This window comes from Chlorobaculum thiosulfatiphilum (genome assembly GCF_006265165.1).
GTDB lineage: Bacteria > Bacteroidota > Chlorobiia > Chlorobiales > Chlorobiaceae > Chlorobaculum > Chlorobaculum thiosulfatiphilum.
The window spans coordinates 18,023-39,301 of the sequence record NZ_VDCH01000010.1; the positions used below are offsets into that span (position 1 = coordinate 18,023).

A 21,279-nucleotide genomic window follows, 5' to 3' on the forward strand; every position below is an offset into this window, starting at 1 on the left:
CTCACTCCTCGAAGCACCATGCCTCGTGCCAGCTTTGCTTTTCCAGTCTCCGGCAATTGGTAAATCCTGCGCTCAGGGCAAGGGTTTTGAGAAGGGACGGGGTTTCGGGGAAGTCGCAGCTCCGGATGTGCTCCTGCACCTGGTTCCGTTCGTCGAGGCTCAGCGCGTCCCATTGCGTCCGCACCGTCCGGTTGTAACGGTAGAGATACTCCTGCCGCGCCTGTCCTTCGTCGCGCATGACATCCACAAGAATCACGCAGCCGTTGTCGCGCAAGGCGCGGCGGCATTCGTCGAAAAACACCTGCTTTTCCTCCGTGGCCAGGTGGTGCAGGGCGTAGCTGGAATAGATGATGTCGAAATGGCTTGCGGGAGCTTGGTGCAGAACGGCGAGCATGTCCTCGCAGCACAGGTTGACCGAAACGCCGCCGAACGATTCGAGACTTTTGCGGGCTTCGTCGAGGGCGAACGGCGAGAGATCGCACCCGCAATATTCAGCGAGCTGGCCGGGCCGGAGGATTTTCGAGAGGTGCGAGGCGTCGCCGCAGCCGAGGTCGAGCAGGTGCAAGGGGCCAGGCTTGGCTGCGAGCAATTGGGCCACCGCCGCCGTTATCTCCCGGTGAAACATGAGGTTGTGGCTGATGACTTTTTGATAGGTTCCCCATGTTTTGCGGAAGATCGTGATCGGGTCTGCACTCATGATGAAAAATTCGGGATGATCGGCCTGCGTTGTGACGGAAGGCGCAAATTACAAAAATGTAGCGCATCTCTCATCGGGGATGAATCGGGATGAAAGCCGTATATTTTCTGCGACCTCGTGGATTCGGGTGATTCCATGAGTCGCTCGATAATTTCCGGAAAACCCTTCTATGTCCGAACGGCCCTGGCTCAGTCATTACGATGATGGCGTGCCGCATACCCTCGCGCCCTATCCGGCGATCACCATGCTCGATCTTCTTCGTGACAGCGCACGGGAGCGTCCTGGCGATGACGCTTTTCTGTTCATGGGAAGCGCGATTTCGTGGCGCGAGCTCGAGCTGAAAAGCAGCGCGTTCGCCTCGGCGTTGCGAGCGCAAGGCGTCGGCCAGGGCGACCGGGTGGCGGTGCTGATGCCCAATTCGCCGCAGATGATCGTGGCCGAGTTCGGCATCTGGAAGGCGGGCGGCATCGTGGTGCTGCTCAATCCGCTCTACACGGAGCCGGAACTCGAACGCGCGATTCGCGAGAGCGAGGCCGAAACGGCGGTGGTGCTGACCCTGTTTTACGAAAAGATCAACAATATCCGCTCGAACACGCCGCTGAAGCGGGTGATCGCCACCTCGATCAAAGAGTATCTGCCGCCGCTCAAGCGGATGCTCTTCGCCGTGCTGAAAGAGCGGCAGGGCGGCCACCGTATCGCTTTGCGTCCGGGCGACTCGTCGATGGCCGACGTGATCGAGCGTCACGCGCGAAGCGAAGCGCCGAAGCTCACGGTCGCGCCCTCGGACCCGGCGCTCTTCCTCTTTTCCGGCGGCACCACCGGCAACCCGAAGTGCGTCGTCGGCAGGCACGAAGCGCTCGTCATGACCGGAATGCAGATCAACGCCTGGTTCGATAGCGCGCTTGGCAAAGGCCGGATCGTCATCATGCTCAACCTTCCGCTTTTTCATGTTTTCGCGCAGGTGGCGGTCATGGCCAGCGGTTTCATCCGCCGCTCGCCGATGGTGCTCATGCCCGATCCTCGCGACATTGGCGCGCTCATCGCGACCATCAAGCGCCGCAAGGTGGAGATGCTGCCGGGCGTGCCGACGCTCTTCAACGCGCTGGCCGCGCACCCCCGGCTTCGGCGCGACCCGAAAGCGTTGCGCTCCCTGCGGCTGATCGTCTCCGGCGCTTCATCGCTGCATCTCGAAACCCGGAACCGCTTCGAGCAGTTGACCGGCGGTTGCATCATCGAGGCGTACGGCCTGACCGAGGCGCTGGCCGCTCCGGTGTTTTCACCGGCGCGAGGCCTGAAAAAGAGCGGTTCCGTCGGCCTGCCCGGCACCGATGTCGAACTCCGCATCGTCGATGCCGAAAAGTGCGATAACGTGCTGCCGCCGGGCGAGGTCGGCGAGATTCTCATCCGCTCGCCGCAGAACATGAGCGGCTACTGGAACAATCCCGCCGAAACCGCCATGGTGCTGCGAGACGGCTGGATTCACACCGGCGACCTCGGCTATCTCGACGAGGAGGGCTACCTGTTCGTGGTGGATCGCAAGAAGGATGTCATCAAGGCGAGTGGCTTCCAGATATGGCCGCGAGAGGTCGAGGAGGTCATCGCAAAGCACCCCTCGGTGCTCGAAACCGGCGTGGCCGGAGTGCCGGACGGCTACCAGGGCGAAGCGGTCAAGGCGTGGGTCGTGCTGCGCGAAGGCTGTTCTTTCGAACCCGCCGAGCTGAAGGCGTGGTGCCGCAAAGAGCTTGCCGCCTACAAAGTGCCGAAACACATCGAATACTGCGACTCGCTGCCGAAATCCGCAGTAGGCAAGGTGCTGCGCCGGGTGCTGGTGGAGTGGCACAATGGCGGGGGGAGTTGAGAGAGTGCATGACCAAAGCGAGAATTCAACGAAGAAACAACCAATAAAAAGGACTGTAAGGACTTCATGGACAACAAGGTCAACGAAAAAGAGCGTTTTTCCTGTGTTCACACTGTTGTTCTTGCAGTCCCTGAAGTTCCTGATTATTCCCCCCCATGACCCTCGATGAACTCCACAGCCTCTGCGATCCAGAGGTGCTTGCGCTGATCGACGCTCACGCCGGTGACGATCCGGCGGCGTTTGCGTTGCGCTTTCACGGGCGGGGAGACTTGCCGGTGCGGGCGATGGCCGAGCAGATCGCCTGCCGCAAAAAGGCTGCCGTAAAGCTGCCGTCGCTGTCGCGCTTTCCGTTGCTCTACACTCGGCTCGGCCTCGAACAGGCTTCGGGCGAGCGGGCGGCGGAGTGGAAGGCTTCGCTCATGCCGGGGCGGCGGGCGATCGATCTGACGGGTGGCCTCGGCATCGACACGCTCTTTATCGCCCGCCGCTTCGACGAGGTTGTGTCGTGCGAGCGGGACAAGGTGCTGGCGCGGCTGGCCGAGGCGAACCGGCGCGCGATGGGAATCGCCAACGTCGAGACGCGCATCGGCGACAGCGAGGAGATGCTTGCGGGATATGCCGACGATTCGTTCGACTGGCTCCTGGTCGATCCGGCGCGGCGTGAGCATGGCGGGCGTTCGGCGGGGCTCGTGGCGTCGAGTCCCAACGTGGTGCTGCTGCACGACCTGATGCTCCGCAAGGCCCGACGGGTCTGCATCAAGGCCTCGCCCGCGCTCGAAATCAGCGGGTTGGAAACGCAGCTTCCGTCACTCTTCGAAGTGATCGTGCTGTCGGTCGATGGCGAGTGCAAGGAGGTGCTGCTGTTGCTCGACCGCGAGCATGTCGCCGGAAAGAGGCCCGGCATCCGCGCGGTGTGTCTCGGCGACGAGCCGTTCGTGATCGCATCCTCTGGCGACGAGCCTCCCGCTCGCGTTGTCGCGGAAACGCCCGGCGCGTGGCTTTACGAGCCGGATGCGGCGATCATCAAGGCGCGGCTTACCGGCGAGCTTGCGCGTCAATTGCATCTCGAATTCCTGAACCGCACCGTCGATTACCTCACCTCGGATCGGTTGGTCGAGCGCTTTCCCGGCAGGCGTTTCCGGATCGAGGAGTGTCGCCCGTTCAGACCGAAGAGCTTTCGGAAGGAGCTTGCAGAGTTGGGGATCACGAACGCCGCCGTTCAGCGGCGCGACTTTCCGCTCTCCGTCGAGGAGCTGCGCAAGCGGTACAAAATCGGTGAGAGCAGCGAGCGCTATCTCTTTTTCACGAAAAATGCTACGGGCGGCCTCGTCTGGCTGTCGTGCCGCAAGGCGTGAAGGCGCGTCAGGCGCGGCTTCGCAGTCGCTGAAGCTCCTGCTGCGCCACGCCGTAGCGCAGGCCCTGGATGCTGACCGTCACCGCGCCGACGCCAAGCATCCGCATGAACTGGCGCAAAATGAGTACGCCCATCGTGAAGACGTCGGCGCGTCCCTCCGGAATGCCGAGTGCCACGATTTCGTCGAGCCTCATCGCGCGGAGCCGTTCGAGCAGCTCGTGCACCGCGCTGTAGTCGAGCCGGAAACCCTGCACCCGCGACGGATCGAACTGCCGGTCGCTGAGGCAGACCTGCGCGATGGTGGTGAGGGTTCCTGCGACGCCGAAAACCTGCTGGCGGCCCGCGAAGAAGGGCGGCAGCGCGGCGGCGAGATTTTTGTCGATCTCCTGCCGGGCCGCCTCGAACTCTTCCGGCGATGGGGGCTGCGAGGTGCAGAAGCGTTCGGTCATCCTCACCGAGCCGATGTTCATGCTGACCGCGCTTTCGACCTTCTCGACCGTACCCATGATGATTTCGGTGCTGCCGCCGCCGATGTCGATCACCGTGAACGGCTCCGGCGCCTCCGGCAGCCCGGCCACCGCGCCGAAGAAGGTGAGCGCGGCCTCATCTTCGCCGCTGATGCAACTGATTTCGATGCCGGTCGCGCGGTTCACCGCCGCGATTATTTCGTCGCGGTTCGCCGCGTCGCGCAGGGCGCTGGTGCCGACGGCGAGGATCCGCCGCACGCCAAGCTCGTCGCACAGTTTCCGGTACTCCGTCATGCAGGCCGTCAACCGGTCGAGCGCTTCGGGGTGGATCATCCGGTTTTCATCGACCTTCTGGCCGAGGCGCACGATGGTCTGGCGGTGCTCGACGGTCACAATGTTGCCGGTGGCGGGTTCGAGGTCGGCCACGAGCAAGAGCGCCGTGTTGGTGCCGACGTCGATGCAGGCGATGCGTTTGGTTGCGTTGGGCATGATTTCAAAAATAGGACGAATAGGTCTTATAGGACGTATAGAACGAATAAGACGGGAAATTTCAGTTTGCTGGTTCGATCAGGGCTGAGAGCCATTCGTCTTCGTAGATGGTCTTGACGTTGGTGTATCTGATGCGCTTCAGCAGCTTTTTGAGCCACGGCTCGTCATAGACCAGCACACCCGAAAGCAGCACCTGCGCCGTCGGCGCGTGGCGGCGGATGACCGGCAGGATGCGGTCGAGCACGTTTTTGTTGATGTTGGCCAGAATCAGGTCGTACCCCTCTTCGAGGTTCGCCACCAGCTCCTCCTCGGCGTCGAGCAGCTCCACCTGGATGTCGGTCACGTCGTTTTCGGCGACGTTCTCGACGGCGTTCTCCGCGGCCCAGGCGTTGTTGTCGAAGGCGAGGATCGGATTTTTGTTGCCGAGCTTGCGGGCGGCTATGGCGAGCACGCCGGTACCGGTGCCGATGTCCATGATCTTTTTGTCGTCGAGGTCAAGCTCCTCCATCTGGCGCATCATCAGGCGGGTGGTGGCGTGGTAGCCGGTGCCGAAGGACATCTTCGGGTTGATGGCGATGACGATCTGGCCCGGCTTGACGGCGTACTCCTTCTGGTGCTGAACGATCAGGAAGCGGTCGGAGATTTCGACCGGCTGCAAGTGCGCCTCCCACTCGGCGTTCCAGTTCCGATCGGCCATGAAGGTCGCCGCGAAGTGCGGTTCCGAGCCGAAGGTCTCCTGCAACAGCGCCTTGATGGCCTCCTCCTTTTCGGTGCTCCACTCGCTTTCGGGCAGGTAGGCCAGCAGTTTCGTCTCCTCTTCGAGGAAATATTCGATCCCCTCCTGCGAAAGCAGGGCGATGTAGAGTTCGTAAAGGTCGCTGTCGATCTCGAAGGCGAGTTCGATGTGGTTGTGGGTTTTCGGTGGTTGCATTGACGGTTGGGTTGCAGTGAGTGAGTGCTGTGTGGGAAGATAGCAAAACCAGAGAATAGGTCTTATAGGTCAGATAGTGACGAACAGGAAGAAACCCCGGAACGTCAAGGCTCGTCCACATCGTCCACGAAGTCCACGCCATCCGCCGTGCGCTACTCTACCCGAATGACCCTCGTGCCGAAGGCGAAGTTGGTGTTGTAATAGCTTTGGTAAAGCGCATTTACGCTGATTCCGGCTCGCGTTGAGGCGTGGGCGAATTGTTTGTTGCCGATATAGACGCCGACGTGGGTTATGTCGGCTCCGGCGGCGAAGAAGACCAGGTCGCCGGGTTGCAGGTGGTCTTTGCGAATGATCGGGCCTACGAGGGCAAGTTCGGTCGAGGTGCGCGGCAGCATCATCTGGAACGAGCGGTTGTAGAGATATTGCACAAAGCCGGAGCAGTCGAAGCCCTCCGGTGAGCTGCCGCCGAAGCGGTACTTCACCCCTTTGCTCTCTTCGATGGAATCGAGCATCGCCCTGAAGGCGCGTTCGGAAACCTGCACCGGCACGTCGCACCGCTCCGGGCCTTGCGGGCGAAGGCGCGAGATAGAAGTTTTTCTCTTTTTTAAACTATATTTGCTCTCCATGCGATCGGACAGAGGCCGAGCGCTCTGGCATGCGCCAAGCGCGAGCATGAGGCACGAAATTGCGAGCAGCGCCGCCATTCTGAGGATGTCTGCCGCTTTTGCCTTTTTCGGAGCGAACCGGTTGATTTCGTTCATGGGGCCGGTGAGCGTGGGTTTCGGGTATTCCGGATTCATACGTTCCGCCGATCATGGAAGTATACTAAATCCGAACCGGAAAATGATCCTGAAACGATCACTATCCAATTCTTTCGATTGAGGTTATGGCAGTCATGAAATTTGGCGGCACCTCTGTCGGCACGGCAGATGCCATGCGGCAGGTGATCGCCATCATCGTTGAAAAGAGAAAACAGGACGCGCCGCTGGTCGTTCTGAGCGCGTGCAGCGGTATTACCAACAAGCTTGTCAAAATTGCCGACGCGGCTGGCGAGGGGCATCTCGAAGAGGCCAAACAACTGGTCGGCGAGGTTCGCGCGTTCCACCTCGATCTGATCGGGGCGCTGATCGGGAGCGAGAAAATCCGGAAAGAGGTGACCGAAAAGATTGACGTCTATCTCACCCGGCTCGAACGTCTGACCGAAGGCGTCGAAATTGTTGGCGAACTGAGCGAGCGCTCGAAGGATCGCTTTTGCTCCTTCGGCGAGCTGCTTTCGACCACTGTTTTCGCCACCGCGCTGAACGAACAGGGTGTGCCCTGCGAGTGGATCGACGTGCGGACGGTGATGATCACCGACGATCGCTACGGTTTCGCCCGGCCAATCGAGGCGATCTGCCAGGCAAAAACGGAAGAGATTATCCGCCCAAAGCTCGAATCCGGCGTCGTCGTCGTGACGCAGGGCTATATCGGCGCGACCGAAGCGGGCAAGACCACGACGCTTGGTCGCGGCGGCTCCGACCTTTCGGCGGCGCTTTTCGGTGCATGGCTGCATACCGACTCCATCGACATCTGGACCGACGTGGATGGCGTGATGACTTGCGATCCCCGGATGGTTCCGGAGGCGCGCAGCATCAGGGTCATGACCTTCTCCGAGGCCGCCGAGCTGGCCTATCTCGGCGCGAAGGTGCTGCACCCCGACACCATCGCCCCGGCGGTGAAACAGAACATTCCGGTCTATGTGCTGAACACGTGGCATCCGGAATCCAAAGGCACACTCATCACCAACGATCCCGCATTGCTGGCCGGAAAGAGCCACGGCGGGCTGGTCAAGTCGATTGCCGTCAAAAAGGGCCAGGCGATTCTCAACATTCGCTCCAACCGGATGTTTGGCCGCCACGGCTTCATGAGCGAGCTGTTCGAGGTGTTCGAGCGCTTCGCCGTTTCGGTCGAGATGATTTCGACCAGCGAGGTTTCGGTTTCCCTGACGGTTGACGATGCCGTGGTGAGCGATTCGTTCATCAAGGCGCTCGGCGCACTCGGCGAGGTCGAGATCGAGCACAAGGTCGCCACGGTCAGCGTGGTCGGCGACAACCTTCGCATGTCGCGAGGTGTGGCGGGCAGGATTTTCGGTTCGCTGCGCAACGTCAATCTGCGCATGATTTCGCAGGGCGCTTCGGAGATCAATGTCGGCGTGGTCGTCGGGGAGAGTGACGTCGCCGCGGCGGTTTCGGCGCTGCACTGCGAGTTCTTCGCGGAGTCGCAGTGCGCCGGAATTTTCGAAAAACCGGCGGGAAGCTGAAAAATCTGCGGCAGGTCGAGAAAAGAGTTAACAGGATAATCACGAAAAAGAACTATGGATTACAAGAAAGCCGGGGTCGATATTTCAGCAGGTGAAGAGTTTGTCCGCCTCATCAAACCGCATGTCCGCCAGACCTTCACTCCGCAGGTGATGACCGACATCGGCGCGTTCGGCGGATTTTTCCAGCCCGACTTCGCGAAGTACGAAAAGCCGGTGCTGGTGAGCAGCATCGACGGCGTGGGCACCAAGCTCAAGATCGCCATCGAGCTTGGCAAGTACGACACGGTCGGCTCTTGCCTGGTCAACCACTGCGTCAACGATATTCTGGTCTGCGGCGCGCGCCCGCTCTTTTTCCTCGACTACTACGCCTGCGGCAAGCTCAAGCCTGAGATCGCCGCTTCGGTCGTGACCGGCATGGTGAAGGCGTGCCGCGAGAACGGCGCGGCGCTCATCGGTGGCGAAACCGCCGAGATGCCGGGCGTCTATGACTCGGAGGATTTCGACCTGGCCGGCACGATTGTCGGCATGGTCGATCAGCCGCACATCATCAACGGTTCGAAGATCGAGGCGGGCGACGTCTTGATCGGCCTCCCCTCGACCGGCCTGCACACCAACGGCTATTCGCTGGCCCGCAAGGTGTTCGAGGGACGGATGAACGAGAAGTTCGCCGGGCTTGACGGCACGGTCGGCGAGGAGTTGCTCAAGGTGCACCGCTCCTATCTGCCGGTCATCGAGCCGCTGCTTGGCACGGGCGACTTGCGCGGCATGTCGCACATCACCGGCGGCGGCCTGATGGGCAACACCATGCGCATCGTGCCGGAGGGGCTGGCGCTGTCGGTTGACTGGTCGTCGTGGCCCGAACTGCCGATTTTCGACCTGATCCGCCGCGAAGGCTCGGTGCCGGAAGAGGACATGCGCCGCACCTTCAACCTCGGCCTCGGCCTGGTGATGATTGTCGCGAAGGATCGCGTCGATCACATCATGGCCTACTTGAAGTCGAGAGAGGAAAATGCCTACATTGTAGGCGAGGTCGTCAAGGCCTGATTCAGATCGAGTGTTCGTTCATCATTCAATCCTGATTGGTATGCTGACATTTCTTGCCATCATCGCCGTTGCTTACCTCATCGGCTCAATTCCGACCAGCATCATTGCCGGAAAGTTGCTCAAGGGCATCGATGTCCGCGACTACGGCAGTGGTAATGCCGGGGGCACCAACGCCTTCCGGGTGCTGGGCTGGAAGGTGGGCCTGGTCGTGACGCTCATCGACATCGCCAAGGGCACCGTGGCTGCCGTGCCGGTGGTCGGCTTTTTCAAGGCGCATCCGCTCGGCGCGTTCCCCGACATGAACGAGGTCGCCCTGAGCCTCGTCGCGGGCATGAGCGCCGTCATCGGCCACGTCTTCACGGTCTTTGCCGGATTCAAGGGGGGCAAGGGGGTCAGCACCGCTGCCGGAATGCTGATAGGACTCGCGCCGGTGAGCATGTTAATGGTGATCGGCGTGTTTCTGCTCACGGTCACGATTTCGCGCTATGTATCGGTAGGATCGATACTTGCCGCCATCGCTTTTCCGCTGATCATCGCCATCCGCAAGTACCTGTTCGATCTCGGCTCCGGCCTTGATTACCGTTTTTTCGACCATTGGTTCGTGCATGACAGCCTCGATTATCACCTGCTCATTTTCGGCGGTATCGTGGCCGTGGCGATCATCTACACCCACCGCGCCAACATCAGGCGTCTCTTTTCCGGAACTGAAAACCGCCTGAGCTTCGGGCGGAAAAGCTGAGGGGGCCGGGCAAGCGATGAAAATCACCGTTCTCGGCGCGGGGAGCTGGGGCACCACGCTCGCCATTCTGCTTGCCAGCAAACGGCACGAGGTGCGGCTTTGGGCGCATCGCCCGGAGTTCGCCAGGGCGCTGGAGGCTGACCGCGAGAACAAGCGCTATCTCAAGGGGGTGCTTTTTCCCGAAAACCTTCACGTGGTCGAAAATCTTCACGAAGCGGTCAAGCAGGCAGAAATGATCGTTGCCGCCGTGCCGTCACATGCGCTCAGGGAGACCGCTGTGGCGTTTGCCGACCTGCCGCTCAGCGGAAAAGTCATCGTCAACGTGGCCAAGGGGATCGAGCGGCATACCGGCAAGCGCATGTCCGAGGTGCTGCTCGAAACGCTGCCTGGCATCGCGCCGGAGCAGATCGCCGTGCTCTACGGCCCGAGCCATGCCGAGGAGGTCGCCCGCCAGCAGCCGACCACCGTTGTCGCCTGCTCCGTCTCGGAAGCGACCGCCCGTCTGGTTCAGGAGGCGTTTCACACCAGCGAGTTTCGCGTCTATGTCAATACCGACCTCATCGGCGTCGAAATCGCCGGATCGGTCAAGAACGTCATCGCCATCGCTGCTGGCATTTCCGATGGCCTCGGCTTCGGCGACAACGCCAAAGCAGCGATCATCACGCGCGGTCTGGCCGAAATTTCGCGCCTCAGCTCGAAGCTTGGCGCGGACCCGCTCACCATGTCGGGCCTGTCAGGCATCGGTGACCTCGTCGTCACCTGTCTGAGCCAGCACAGCCGCAACCGCTACGTCGGCGAGCAGATTGGCAAGGGCCGGACGCTCGACGATATTCTCGGCGAAATGAGCATGGTGGCCGAAGGAGTGCTCACCTCGAAAGCCGTCCTTGAACTCGCCAACGGTCTCGGCGTCGATATGCCAATCACCCGCGCCGTCTATGAAATGCTGTTTGAAAACAAACCCGCCCAGCAAGCCATCCTCGATCTGATGGAGCGAGAGCCGAAGCCGGAGCACTACTGAGGCTGGTAGCACTGTCCACAAAGTCCACAGCTTTTGGGACGCTTGGGACAGTTGAGACTTGTGGGATTGGTGAGCGCACACCGTGCGACTCTACGGTTGACCAGCCCTCACTCCCGTTCCGGGTACTTGTACCAGGCGAGCCTTCCGCTGCCTTCGGCGGTATCCTGCCAGTGCTCGCAATCCAGCTCGATTTTCGCGACTCCGCAGGTGTCCATCGCTTCGGTGCGCTGGCCCGTGAGCCATCCGGCGAAGGCGCTGATCGCCGGGTTGTGGCCGAAGAGCATCGCCGTATTCTCCTCGTCGGCAAGCGAGCGCACGACGGCGGCGAGCGAGTCGATGCCGCCCTCGTAGATTTCGATCTTCTGCACGATCTCCCGCCGCTCGATGCCAAAAGCGTCCGCGAAAATCTCCGCCGTTTCGAGCGCCCGGCTCGCCGGACTCGAAACAAGCCGCTCCGGCGCGACCCCTTTTTTGCGCAGGCGACGGCTCATCTCTTCCGACTGCCGGTGGCCCCGTTTGGTGAGCGGGCGGTCGAAGTCGGCCTGAGAGGGATCGTGCCAGCCAGCTTTGGCGTGGCGGACGAGGTAGAGGGTTTTCATGGGCGTTCGAGGATGGTTCGGGTTTTCAACGCCATGATGCGCCGGTACGATTCATCGATCCGCTCCGGCGAAATGGCTCCTTTTTCGACAAGATGCCTGATGATGGTTGTCGCCTTGCTGGCGATGTCGGGGTCGTAGCTGACGTTGTTGCCGAAGATCAGCACATCGACGCCAGCATCGATGGCCAGCCGGATCGCCTCTTCGAGGCCGTAGCGGTCGGCGATGGCCTTCATCTGCATGTCGTCGCTGATGACCACGCCGCGAAAGCCGAGCTCGTCGCGAAGCAGGCCGCTGACCGTCGCCTTCGAGAGCGTCGCCGGATAGAGGCTGTCGAGCCGGGCGTTGAAGACGTGCGCCGTCATGACCGGATCGCCGTAGCCTTCGCGGATCAGCCTCCGGTAGGGCGCCAGTTCGGTGCGCGACCAGGTGGCGGTGACGTCGGTGAAATCCTTGTGCGTGTCGGTGGTTGAGCTGCCGTGGCCGGGAAAGTGCTTCAGTGCCGCGATGACGCCGTGCCGGTGGAACGTATCGACGAAAATCCGCGCCTGCCGGGCGATCACCGCCGGGTCGGCGGAGAAGCTCCGGTCGAGCTTGCCGATGACGGGATTGTTCGGGTTGACGTTCAGATCGACGACCGGCGCGAGATTCATGTTGACGCCGAGGCTTTTCAGCAGCGCGGCGGTCGATCCGGCGGCCTGCCGAGTGGAGTCGGCATTGTCGAGTGCGCCAAGATGCGCGGCGGAGACGGTCGGCGGAAAGCCGCGCGACGGCTTGAGGCGGCAGACGCGCCCGCCCTCCTGATCGATGGCGACCAAAAGCGGAATCGCCGACAGGCGTTGCAACTCCGAGGCGAGCCGCCGGACTTGCTCCGCCGACTCGATGTTGCGCACGGGCGATTTTGACGGTACGTCGTAATCGAAGAGCACCACGCCGCCGATGCCGCGCTGGCTAATGTCGGCAGCGATAGACGATCCCTCTTTCGCGTCCATGCCCCGGAAGCCGATCATGAGCATCTGGCCGATCTTGAGCGACAGGCTGTCGGGCTGGGGTGACGGGGCCGCCTGAGCCGGGGAGCAGAGCAGTAAAGACAGCAGAGCGACGAGAAGACTCGTTTTCATGGAAGTAAAAAAACGGGCCGGTCTTTTTCGATTCGACCGGCCCCGGTTTGAACTTATTTCTTGTACATGGTGATGGCTTCGCCCTCCAGCCCGATCTCGACGGTGTCGTCCTCGCCAATCTCGCCGGAGAGAATCATCTCCGACAGGTGGTTGGTGATCTGCCGCTGCATGACGCGCTTGAGCGGGCGCGCGCCGAATGCCGGGTCGAAGCCCGTTTTGGCGAGCCACATGAGCGCGTCGTCCGAGATTTCGAGCGTGATGCGCTGACGCCTCGCGGTCTCCCTGATCCGGTCGAACTGGATGGTGACGATCTCGCGCAGGTTTTCGCGTGTCAACGGTGTGAAGAGAATCACCTCGTCGATGCGGTTCAGGAACTCCGGCCTCACCTGCTGCTTGAGGAGCTGGAAGAGTCGCTCCTGCAACCCGGCCATCGCCACGTCGGCATCGCGCCCTTCGAGATGCTCCATCTCGCTCTGGATGAGCTGCGCGCCGATGTTGCTCGTCATGATGATGATGGTGTTCTTGAAGTTCACCGTGCGCCCCTTGCTGTCGGTCAGACGCCCGTCGTCGAGAATCTGGAGCAGGATGTTGAAGACGTCCGGGTGCGCTTTTTCGATTTCGTCGAGCAGCACCACCGAGAAGGGTTTGCGCCTGACCGCCTCGGTGAGCTGGCCCCCCTCCTCGTAGCCGACGTAGCCGGGAGGCGCGCCAACCAAGCGGCTGACCGTGTGCGACTCCATGTATTCGCTCATGTCGATGCGGATCAGCGCCTCGTCGTCATTGAAAAGATATTCGGCAAGCGTTCGGGCTAGTTCGGTTTTGCCGACGCCGGTCGGGCCGAGAAAGATGAACGAGCCGATCGGGCGCTTCTCGTCGCCCATGCCGGCGCGGGAGCGCTTGACGGCGTCGCTGACCGCCCGCACTGCCTCGTCCTGGCCGACCACGCGGTGGTGCAGCTCCGCCTCGATGCCGAGCAGCTTCTGGCGCTCCGACTGGAGCATCTTGCTGACCGGAATGCCCGTCCAGCGCGAAACGATGTCGGCAATGTCGCCCGCGTCGATCTCCTCCTTCATGATCAGGTCGCCCGAAGCCTGCCGCGCCTCGATCTTGCGGTTGTTCTCCTCCAGCTCCTTTTCGATTCCGGCGATCTTGCCATAGCGAATCTCGGCCACCTTGCCGTAGTCGCCGCTGCGTTCAAAATTTTCTGCCTGTACGCGCAGGTCTTCAAGCTCCGATTTGAGGCTGCGCGAAGTTTGTATAAGCTCCTTCTCGGCATCCCACTGCGCCTTGACGGTCGCCTGCTCCTCCCTGAGGCTGGCGATCTGCTTTTCGATGTCGAGCAGTCTCTGTCTGGTATCCGCGGTATTCATAATCACCAATTCTTGTTGAAGAATGAAAAGAGAAATTATTGATTAAATTTAGCGCTTTGACTCTCAGGTCAAAACAAACCGGCCTCGCTCGTTACTGCCGTTAACTCTTGTAATCAAACAGGACAAAGGATGCAAAAGTTCTCGATTGGCCCGTTGTCGCTGCCTGGCGAGAAGGGACTGTTCCTCATCGCGGGACCTTGCCTCGTCGAAAACCGCCGGATGGCGATAGAGGTTGCCACCGAGCTTGACCGCATCCGAAAGGAAGAGGGTGTGCCGGTCATTTTCAAAGGATCTTACCGCAAGGCGAACCGTTCGTCGGCCTCTTCATATACCGGTATCGGCGACCGCGAGGCGCTCGAAATCCTGCGCGAAATCAGGGAAACTTTCGGGATGCCGGTTCTGACCGACGTTCACGAAACCTCCGAGGTCGAACTTGCCGCCTCGTACGTCGATGTGCTCCAGATTCCCGCGTTCCTGTGCCGCCAGACCGATCTGATCGTGGCCGCCGCCTCGACGGGGCTTGCCGTCAACATCAAGAAGGGACAGTTTCTCGCGCCGCAGGACATGGCGTACGCTGCCGAAAAGGCCGCTTCGACGGGGAACAAAAAGATCATGCTCACCGAGCGGGGAACCACCTTCGGCTACCACAACCTCGTGGTCGATTTCAGGGGCTTGCCGATCATGGCCGAATCCGGCTGGCCGGTCATTCTCGACGTCACGCACAGCGTCCAGCTTCCGGGCGCGGGGGCGGGCGTGTCGGGAGGCGACCGCCGGTTCCTCATGCCGCTGGCCCGCGCCGCCGTGGCCACGGGCGTCGAGGGCCTCTTTTTCGAGGTGCATCCCGATCCGGCGACCGCCATGTCGGACGCTTCGACGCAGGCCCCACTCGCCGAGTTTGGCGAAATGGTGCGGGAACTGATGCAGCTCCAGCGCTGTATGCAGTCGATCCGGGAAGAATTTCATTCACGTTAACCAGATACACTCTTGAGCTCTTTCCAGTTTTTCGGCATGCAGCCCTACCAGGCTGACCCCTCTTCACAGATCAGCGCCGCCCTCGACGCCGTCAAGGCGCTGGTCATCTCACTCGACGGAGTCCTCACCAGCGGCACGATAACCCTCGACGGCGAGGGGCGCGAAATGCCCGGCGTTTACGCCCGCGACCTCGTCGGCATCCGCGAGGCGTTGCGCCTCGGCATGAAGGTGGCGGTCATCGCCGGACGGCAGGCCGGGGCCTACCGCCAGATGCTCGAAGCCGCCGGGCCGGTCGATCTCTTCCTCGGCGGCGAGGAGCGGCTCGAAGCGTACGAAGCGTTCAAAAGCCGCCACGGCTTGCAGGACGACGAGTGCGCCTGCATCGCCGACGATATCGATGATCTGGAATTGCTGAAGAATGCGGGATTGCCGGTGACGCCGATCAACGGCGCGGAGTTCCTGCGCAACCGCGTCGCCTACATCTCGGTGTTCGAGGGAGGACGAGGCTGCGTACGCGAGATCGTCGAGATGATCCTCGACCACCAGAACCGCTGGGAGCACAGCGAAAAGCAGGAGCAGGGGTAGAAGGAATTGGGGGATCGGCGATTTTCTTGCAGGGGCAGGCCTTGCGCCTACCCTGAAGGGTTTTTGATTTCCCATCAAGGGCAACCGCAAGGGTTGCCCCTACAAGGTAGCAACACGCGCCTTTCCCTCACCCCTCACTTCTTGAACAAACGCAGCAGTCGGCGTTGAGAAACATCGCCATTTTGGCCAGCGACCTGGTGCCGACGACGTTGGTGCCGTGGCCCGGCTCGATATGCACGTCGCCGAGGTAGTTCAGGCCGCCATCTTCTTCGAGCGCGCGCTCCAGGGCGTCGAGCTTTCCGAAGAGACTGTAGGCTGCCGATTGCGGCGTCGAGCACGAGACCGGCGGATTGTCGAAGCCATGTACCACGTAGCCATCCGGTACCATGTCTTCGTCGGGGTAGTGGTGCCAGTGCGTCATGCCGCAGCCGAACCGCTCCAAGAGGCCGGGAAAGCGGCTGCCGGGTGCGAGCGCAAGCAGGATGCTCGAGATCATGGCGTTGCCGACGGCGTGGGCGATGATGGTCAGCGTGTCGAACGATGGCTTCGAGACGAGGCCCTCCGGCAGTCCGCCCGGCGTGGCCAGCCAGGCGCGTCCGTTTTCATAGCCGATTTCCACCAGATCGTGGCGCGGGTCGATGGCCGTTTTCCGGCAACCAGACCTTGTCGTGACGATGCGCACTCCGGGCACCGGCACGAGCAGGCGCTTCCCGGCAATCGTCACCGGCGCGAGGCTCTGTCCATCCACCGGCGATGCGCTCCCGCCGCCGTCCGTCTCGATTGCAGGCGCGACCTTCACCGGGAGCTGGCGGGCGAAGAAGCCGTAGCTCATGCCGCTTCGGTCGTCGAGGTAGCGCGAGACGATCTTGCGGCAGAAGCCGTTCCGGTAGGCGAGCGACTCGCGCGAGGTGTGGTTCATGAAGCGCGGGTTTTTCGCCCAGATGCGTCCGCACTCCACGAAATCAGCGGCGAACTTCAGGAACTCCGGGGCCCCGGTGTCGAGCGAGCCGGGCCGAAGCTCCAGCTCGCCGTCGCGCGGCGGCACCACCTGCGCGGTGAGCTTCGGAATCAGCGATTCGAGCACGTCGCGCGGCTCCGGCAGCGGCGTGTCGAAGGTGGTGATGCCGCCGTTCATGCTGCACACCGTCCACGACGTTTCGGTCACGTAGATGAGCAGATGCACCATCTCCCAGGCGAGCTTGCCGACCACCGCGTCGAGTGTCTCCTGCGGCGTCTGGCCGTTATGCACCGGCGGCGGTTCGTCGTAAACGCCGACGATCAGGTTGTTGTAGAGCGTCGAAACGCGGCTGATCGGCAGCTCCCCGTCCGCGAATCTGCCCGGCGCGATGAGCGCCGTGCCCGCCTCGACGCGTGACTCTCGCCCGCCCGCCGCCGCCTCGGCCATCGTCACCCCGCACTCCGCGAACGCCTCCCGCAACGCCGCGATAAAGCGGTCGAGGCGTGGGTTCTCCTCCTGCGGCGGGCAGAAGGCCACGCGCAACGTCGAAGCCATGGCGCGGGGGGTGAGCGGCGTCGAGGCGGGAATGCCGAGCAGCCGGTTCAGCCAGAAGGGGGAGAGGTGTCGGGTCATGGAAAAGGGTAACTCGTTCGTTGGACGATAATTAGAGGGTATCGACGGCGGCGGTCACTCTCCCGTGGGATGTTCGTGACTCCAGAGCAGCTTTTTGCGAAGAATTTCGCAGTAGTTTCTTTTTTCGTTGGCCACCAGATTGATGTGATACGGCGACTTTTTCACCGTGACCACCTCGCCCGGAACGAGCAATTTCTTCTGGATGCCATCCATTTTCAACGGAAATTCCCCGGATTGCGAATCGACCGAAACCTTGACCGTCTTGTCGTCGCTGATGACGATCGGTCTGACCGTCAGCATGTGCGGGCAGATCGGGGTGATGACGAAGACGTTCGACTTTGGCGCGATGATCGGGCCGCCCGCCGAGAGCGAGTAGGCCGTCGAGCCGGTCGAGGTGGCGATGATGATGCCGTCGGCGCGGTATGAGCCGAGCATTTCGTCGTCGAGCAAGATGGTGAAGGCCGGCAGACGCCGTGACGCGGAGCCTTTTTCGATGATCACGTCGTTGAGCGAGGTCAGCAGTTCGCCCGATTCCAGCGTGGCTTCGAGCTGCGAGCGCGTGTGGATCGAGTAGTTGCCGCTCACCAGATGATCCATGGCCGTCCACATTTCGTCCGGGCTGAACTCGGTCAGAAAGCCGAGGTCGCCCACATTGATGCCCACCACCGGCTTGGAGCGCGAATAGTGCGAGGCGAGCAGCAGTGTGCCGTCGCCGCCGAGCGCGACGAAGGCGTCGCAGTGCTGGCTGAGATCCGACTTCTCTTCCCACTTTCCGCAATCGAGCGCCTTGGCCGACTGGGGATCGAAAGCGTAGTCGATCGAGTGCGCCTCCATCCAGGTGGTCAGTTCGCGGGCCAGCTCCAGCGCTTTGTCTCTGGTGATGTTCACGAAAATGGCGAACTTCATGGGCGGCTCCTCTCCTGAAGGCGTTGATAGAGATCATTCGCTTCGCGGAATCGCATGTCGAGGCGCTGGACGTTTCCGCCGCGCACCTCCTTGGCGACGTCGGCCAGCAGCGCGGAAAACGCCTCCAGCTCATCGGCGATGTTGTTGCGATTCGTTTCGACGATGTCGCGCCAGACCGCCCAGGGACTGCCCGCCAGCCGGGTCATCGAGGCGAATCCGGGGCCGCCCCACGTGACGTTCTCGCGGCAATGCTCCATCAGCGCGGTCGAAACGATTTGCGGCAAGTGGCTGATGTTGGCGTACACCCGGTCATGCTCTTCGGGACTCATGAAGAGCGGCGTGCATCCGGCGTCGCGGAGCAGCCCGGCCAGTTCGGCGGCGCGGGCGGTTTCGGGGTTGGTGCAATCGGCGCAGAGAATCACGAGCCGCCCGTCGAGCAGCTCCGGCGATGCCGCGCGGTAGCCCTGCTGTTCGCGCCCGGCGATGGGGTGCATCCCGATGAATTCGATGCCAAGCTCCCTCGCTCTCGTGGCGATTTCCGCCTTGGTGCTCGAAACGTCGCTCACCACCGCGTCCTTGCGGATATGCCGCTTCACCTCGTCGAGCAGGGCGATGTTGGTGACGACCGGCGCGCAAAGCACCACCAGATCGGCGTCGTAGAGCTTCGCCGGATTCGGCTCGAAGCGGTCGAGACCGCACTCGCCGGTGATCGCCGCGATGTCTTCGGCGTCGAAGCACGGATCGAAGCCGATCATCCCGATCTTCCGCCCGGTCGCTTCGGCGGCGCGTTTGAGCGCCTGCATCAGCGACGCGCCGATCAGCCCGAGTCCGACGAACGAAATGGTGTGGATGCCCTGCTGCATCTGCCTGTTCAGCCCTGGGGATTGGTGCGGCTGCCCGGCGCGTAGATCGGGACGCCCTCCTTGCAGAGCGGGCACTCCTCCGGCGCGTAGCTGACCACCTCCATCGTGAGCAGCGAGAACTGGCGCTCGGCCAGCCGCACCTTGCCGTTGCTGCGGTCAACCACCGAGGCGACGCCCGCCACCGTGGCTCCGGCGGCATTGACCAGCTCGATCACCTCCGCCACGGAGCCGCCGGTGGTGATGACATCCTCGACCACCAGCACCTGTTCGGAGGGGTCGATGGAGAAGCCACGCCGGATCATCATGGTTCCGTCCTTGCGCTCGGCGAAGATGGTCTTGACGCCGAGCTGCCGCCCGACCTCCGTGCCGACGACGATGCCGCCGATGGCGGGCGAAATGACCGTCGTGACGCCGCTCTCCTTGAAAAATCCAGCGATTTCACCGCAGATCGCCGAAAGGTATTCCGGGTATTGGAGCACCTTGGCGCACTGGAAGTAGGAGTTGCTGTGGCGGCCTGAAGTGAGTCGGAAATGGCCATCGAGCAAAGCGCCGCTCGACTTGAACATCGCGAGAGTTTCTGAGTTGGTCATGGAGGAAAAACGGTCGTTTATGCAATGAGAAGGACAACCTGTAAAGATACAGAAGCCCCTGCGAAATGCTAAACCTAAAATCCTGCGGTATGCGGCGCGGGTGCGTTCAGTGACGGCTGTCGAGGTATCCTTGCAGGATAAGGCAGGCCGCGGCGGTGTCGAGCCGCCCCTTCTCGTTGCGCTTCTTGCGGCTGCTTCCCGAAGCGGCGAGCAGTTTCATGGCCGTCCGCGAAGAGCGGTGCTCGTCGAAGGTCTCCACCGGAATGCCGGGGAATGCCTCCCGAAGCTCCGCGACGAACCGGTCGATCACGCCAGTCATGCGGTTCTCGCCGCCCGTGTCGCTCAACGGATAGCCGACCACGAACATCTCGATCCCCTCCTCGTCACGCACCCTCGAGAGCACGTTGAAAAGCCCCGCCATATCGAACGTGCCCATCGGCTGCGCAAACATCCGCAAAGGATCGCTCACCGCCACCCCTATCCGCTTGGCGCCAAAGTCAATTCCGATAATGCGCTTGTGGGTGGGTGGCATGGCGAATGGCTGTTGAACGTTGATGCTTGGGAAACACCGTTAAAAGTAAGCAAAAAGAACGGATCGCCTGATCCGTCGCATCCGTCGCATCCGTCGGATCAGGCGATCAAGGGAACGTGCTCAATCACAGATTTTCCAGTAGCTTTTTCAGGCGTTTGGCCGGGTTGGTGAATTTTATCTTTTCGATGTCGAATCTTGCCGGATCGAAGGGCTGGCCGTTTTGGCTGCTTTCGCTGAGCCATTCGACAATATCCTCGTGCTCTTCGGACTCCGGGTTCGAGAGCGCTTCGAGGAGGTCGGCGTAACCGCCGGGGCCGCCGCAGTCTTCGGGTGGGGCGGCCCGCCTTCCGTCGATGCAGCGGGGCAGCTTCAGCCCTTTTTCACGCAGCAGGACGCCTTCGAGCAGCACCTCGTGCAGCCAGTTGTCTCCGAAATCATAGACATAGTACATCTTGTCGCCCGGCCGCCGGAAGTGTTCGCTGATGTTGACCTTCCAGCATGGAACGAGGTCCGGGTTGATCATCTCCTCGTTATCGAACGGAATGCCGAACCGTACGCTCTGGCCCGCGGGCCTTTGTTCGTGCCGGAACTCGTGCAGGTGATAATCAAGCCACCCCATGGCGTCCTGGATGGCGGCGTGAAGATCCCAGAAGGTGTACTCTTCGGGAACCTGTATGACCCGCCAGACTGGGGCGTCGGTCATTAGAAGCGTTATCCGGAACTGCAAGAAAACTTTCGACTTTGGCTGGATTATGGCGAATTTCAGATGCTGCATGGCGAGGGTGACGAATTGAGACGCATAGAGAAAAACTGTACGGCCCGGTATGTTCAAAAAAAGAAAAACCGGGCCGACGAGGAACTCTTATGGTGTTGCCAGTGTAATTACTGAAGTTTCAAACTGTTTTACGCTTCTGCGTTTTTCCGGCGCTGCTCCTGCGAGATCATTACGAGAGCGGCCACCACGCCAGGTATCCAGCCCCAGAGTGTGAGAATGCCGGTAAGCATGATGGTGCCAGCTTCTTTGTTCATGACGGCTGCGGGCGGCAGGATGAATGCCAGGATCAGGCGGCGAATATCCATGATGATCTCCAGGTTTGAGGTTGTGCTTGATGACATGAAATTTACGATTTGAAGCGACAACAAACAATGGCAAAGCCGCTGGACAGACCTTTCGCGCCATTCTGATTTCGGTGTGGCCTCAAAACACCATCTTGCTTTTTACGGGCGAAATTGTTAACTACAAGTCCTTGTCGAAAA

The 21,279-nt window shown here is 61.4% G+C and carries 22 protein-coding genes; 8 read left to right on the plus strand and 14 right to left on the minus strand.

The features are described 5' to 3' along the window. Position 1: 1 nt before the first annotated feature. On the minus strand, positions 2-697 hold the full coding sequence (locus FGF66_RS06170) for a class I SAM-dependent methyltransferase (RefSeq protein ID WP_139456804.1): 696 nt from the start codon (positions 695-697) through the stop codon (positions 2-4). Positions 698-866: 169 nt separating this feature from the next. On the opposite strand from FGF66_RS06170, the gene FGF66_RS06175 reads away from it, so the two are divergent. Both FGF66_RS06175 and FGF66_RS06180 read left to right on the plus strand, forming a co-directional pair. Then, positions 867-2,555: an AMP-binding protein gene (locus tag FGF66_RS06175; protein WP_139456805.1), complete on the plus strand. Its 1,689-nt coding sequence runs from the start codon at positions 867-869 to the stop codon at positions 2,553-2,555. Positions 2,556-2,710: 155 nt separating this feature from the next. Further along, positions 2,711-3,910, plus strand: coding sequence for a THUMP-like domain-containing protein (locus FGF66_RS06180; protein WP_139456806.1), 1,200 nt, complete (start codon positions 2,711-2,713; stop codon positions 3,908-3,910). A 7-nt stretch (positions 3,911-3,917) separates the two neighbouring features. On the opposite strand, the gene FGF66_RS06185 is transcribed toward FGF66_RS06180, so the two are convergent. The 3 genes from FGF66_RS06185 to FGF66_RS06195 all read right to left on the minus strand — a co-directional run bounded on the left by FGF66_RS06185 (position 3,918) and on the right by FGF66_RS06195 (position 6,596). Beyond that, positions 3,918-4,865: a Ppx/GppA phosphatase family protein gene (locus tag FGF66_RS06185; RefSeq protein WP_139456807.1), complete on the minus strand. Its 948-nt coding sequence runs from the start codon at positions 4,863-4,865 to the stop codon at positions 3,918-3,920. Positions 4,866-4,926: 61 nt separating this feature from the next. Continuing rightward, positions 4,927-5,796 carry a 50S ribosomal protein L11 methyltransferase gene (gene prmA / locus FGF66_RS06190; protein ID WP_139456808.1) on the minus strand — a complete coding sequence of 290 codons (870 nt, stop codon included), beginning with the start codon at positions 5,794-5,796 and terminating at the stop codon, positions 4,927-4,929. A gap of 152 nt (positions 5,797-5,948) precedes the next feature. Then, positions 5,949-6,596: a C40 family peptidase gene (locus tag FGF66_RS06195; RefSeq protein ID WP_139456809.1), complete on the minus strand. Its 648-nt coding sequence runs from the start codon at positions 6,594-6,596 to the stop codon at positions 5,949-5,951. Positions 6,597-6,682: 86 nt separating this feature from the next. Here FGF66_RS06195 and lysC point away from each other — a divergent pair, with 86 nt between their 5' ends. Genes lysC through FGF66_RS06220 form a run of 4 tightly spaced genes read left to right on the plus strand, consistent with a single transcriptional unit; the run spans position 6,683 to position 10,896 of the window. Beyond that, positions 6,683-8,095: a lysine-sensitive aspartokinase 3 gene (gene lysC / locus FGF66_RS06205; protein WP_139456810.1), complete on the plus strand. Its 1,413-nt coding sequence runs from the start codon at positions 6,683-6,685 to the stop codon at positions 8,093-8,095. Positions 8,096-8,149: 54 nt separating this feature from the next. Next, complete coding sequence (purM, locus tag FGF66_RS06210) at positions 8,150-9,139, plus strand: phosphoribosylformylglycinamidine cyclo-ligase (RefSeq protein ID WP_139456811.1); 990 nt, start codon at positions 8,150-8,152, stop codon at positions 9,137-9,139. A gap of 40 nt (positions 9,140-9,179) precedes the next feature. Next, entirely contained in the window at positions 9,180-9,878 is a 699-nt protein-coding gene (plsY, locus tag FGF66_RS06215; protein ID WP_139456812.1) for a glycerol-3-phosphate 1-O-acyltransferase PlsY, read from the plus strand. Between the two features lie 16 nt (positions 9,879-9,894). Further along, the gene (locus tag FGF66_RS06220; RefSeq protein WP_139456813.1) at positions 9,895-10,896 is read left to right on the plus strand and encodes an NAD(P)H-dependent glycerol-3-phosphate dehydrogenase; all 1,002 of its coding nucleotides are present in this window, start codon (positions 9,895-9,897) and stop codon (positions 10,894-10,896) included. A 107-nt stretch (positions 10,897-11,003) separates the two neighbouring features. On the opposite strand, the gene FGF66_RS06225 is transcribed toward FGF66_RS06220, so the two are convergent. From FGF66_RS06225 to FGF66_RS06235, 3 genes are read right to left on the minus strand one after another with little or no spacing between them, the layout of a single operon-like run. Then, entirely contained in the window at positions 11,004-11,495 is a 492-nt protein-coding gene (locus FGF66_RS06225) for a SixA phosphatase family protein (RefSeq protein WP_139456814.1), read from the minus strand. Further along, positions 11,492-12,613 carry a glycoside hydrolase family 3 protein gene (locus FGF66_RS06230; RefSeq protein WP_139456815.1) on the minus strand — a complete coding sequence of 374 codons (1,122 nt, stop codon included), beginning with the start codon at positions 12,611-12,613 and terminating at the stop codon, positions 11,492-11,494. The genes FGF66_RS06225 and FGF66_RS06230 overlap by 4 nt, the downstream gene beginning before the upstream one ends. A 53-nt stretch (positions 12,614-12,666) precedes the next feature. Then, positions 12,667-13,983: an AAA family ATPase gene (locus tag FGF66_RS06235; RefSeq protein WP_139456816.1), complete on the minus strand. Its 1,317-nt coding sequence runs from the start codon at positions 13,981-13,983 to the stop codon at positions 12,667-12,669. Between the two features lie 129 nt (positions 13,984-14,112). Here FGF66_RS06235 and kdsA point away from each other — a divergent pair, with 129 nt between their 5' ends. Together kdsA and FGF66_RS06245 are read left to right on the plus strand one after the other, a co-directional pair. After that, a complete protein-coding gene (kdsA, locus tag FGF66_RS06240) occupies positions 14,113-14,955 on the plus strand; it encodes a 3-deoxy-8-phosphooctulonate synthase (protein ID WP_139456817.1) in 843 nt (280 codons plus the stop codon). A gap of 36 nt (positions 14,956-14,991) precedes the next feature. Next, positions 14,992-15,540 carry a KdsC family phosphatase gene (locus FGF66_RS06245; protein ID WP_170181248.1) on the plus strand — a complete coding sequence of 183 codons (549 nt, stop codon included), beginning with the start codon at positions 14,992-14,994 and terminating at the stop codon, positions 15,538-15,540. 127 nt (positions 15,541-15,667) lie between these two features. Here the strand turns inward: FGF66_RS06245 and FGF66_RS06250 are convergent, their stop codons facing one another. From FGF66_RS06250 to FGF66_RS06280, 7 genes are all read right to left on the minus strand, one after another. Beyond that, positions 15,668-17,131 carry a hypothetical protein gene (locus FGF66_RS06250; RefSeq protein ID WP_139456819.1) on the minus strand — a complete coding sequence of 488 codons (1,464 nt, stop codon included), beginning with the start codon at positions 17,129-17,131 and terminating at the stop codon, positions 15,668-15,670. A 54-nt stretch (positions 17,132-17,185) separates the two neighbouring features. Further along, the gene (locus FGF66_RS06255) at positions 17,186-18,037 is read right to left on the minus strand and encodes an NAD(+)/NADH kinase (RefSeq protein ID WP_139456820.1); all 852 of its coding nucleotides are present in this window, start codon (positions 18,035-18,037) and stop codon (positions 17,186-17,188) included. Next, entirely contained in the window at positions 18,034-18,900 is an 867-nt protein-coding gene (locus FGF66_RS06260; RefSeq protein ID WP_139456821.1) for a prephenate dehydrogenase, read from the minus strand. The genes FGF66_RS06255 and FGF66_RS06260 overlap by 4 nt, the downstream gene beginning before the upstream one ends. Positions 18,901-18,908: 8 nt before the next feature. Then, positions 18,909-19,490, minus strand: coding sequence for an orotate phosphoribosyltransferase (gene pyrE, locus FGF66_RS06265; RefSeq protein ID WP_139456822.1), 582 nt, complete (start codon positions 19,488-19,490; stop codon positions 18,909-18,911). Between the two features lie 106 nt (positions 19,491-19,596). Further along, positions 19,597-20,022, minus strand: coding sequence for a Holliday junction resolvase RuvX (gene ruvX / locus FGF66_RS06270; protein ID WP_139456823.1), 426 nt, complete (start codon positions 20,020-20,022; stop codon positions 19,597-19,599). A 124-nt stretch (positions 20,023-20,146) separates the two neighbouring features. After that, entirely contained in the window at positions 20,147-20,797 is a 651-nt protein-coding gene (locus FGF66_RS06275) for a plasmid pRiA4b ORF-3 family protein (RefSeq protein ID WP_139456824.1), read from the minus strand. Between the two features lie 128 nt (positions 20,798-20,925). Then, entirely contained in the window at positions 20,926-21,102 is a 177-nt protein-coding gene (locus FGF66_RS06280) for a YqaE/Pmp3 family membrane protein (protein WP_069810892.1), read from the minus strand. Positions 21,103-21,279 lie beyond the last annotated feature (177 nt).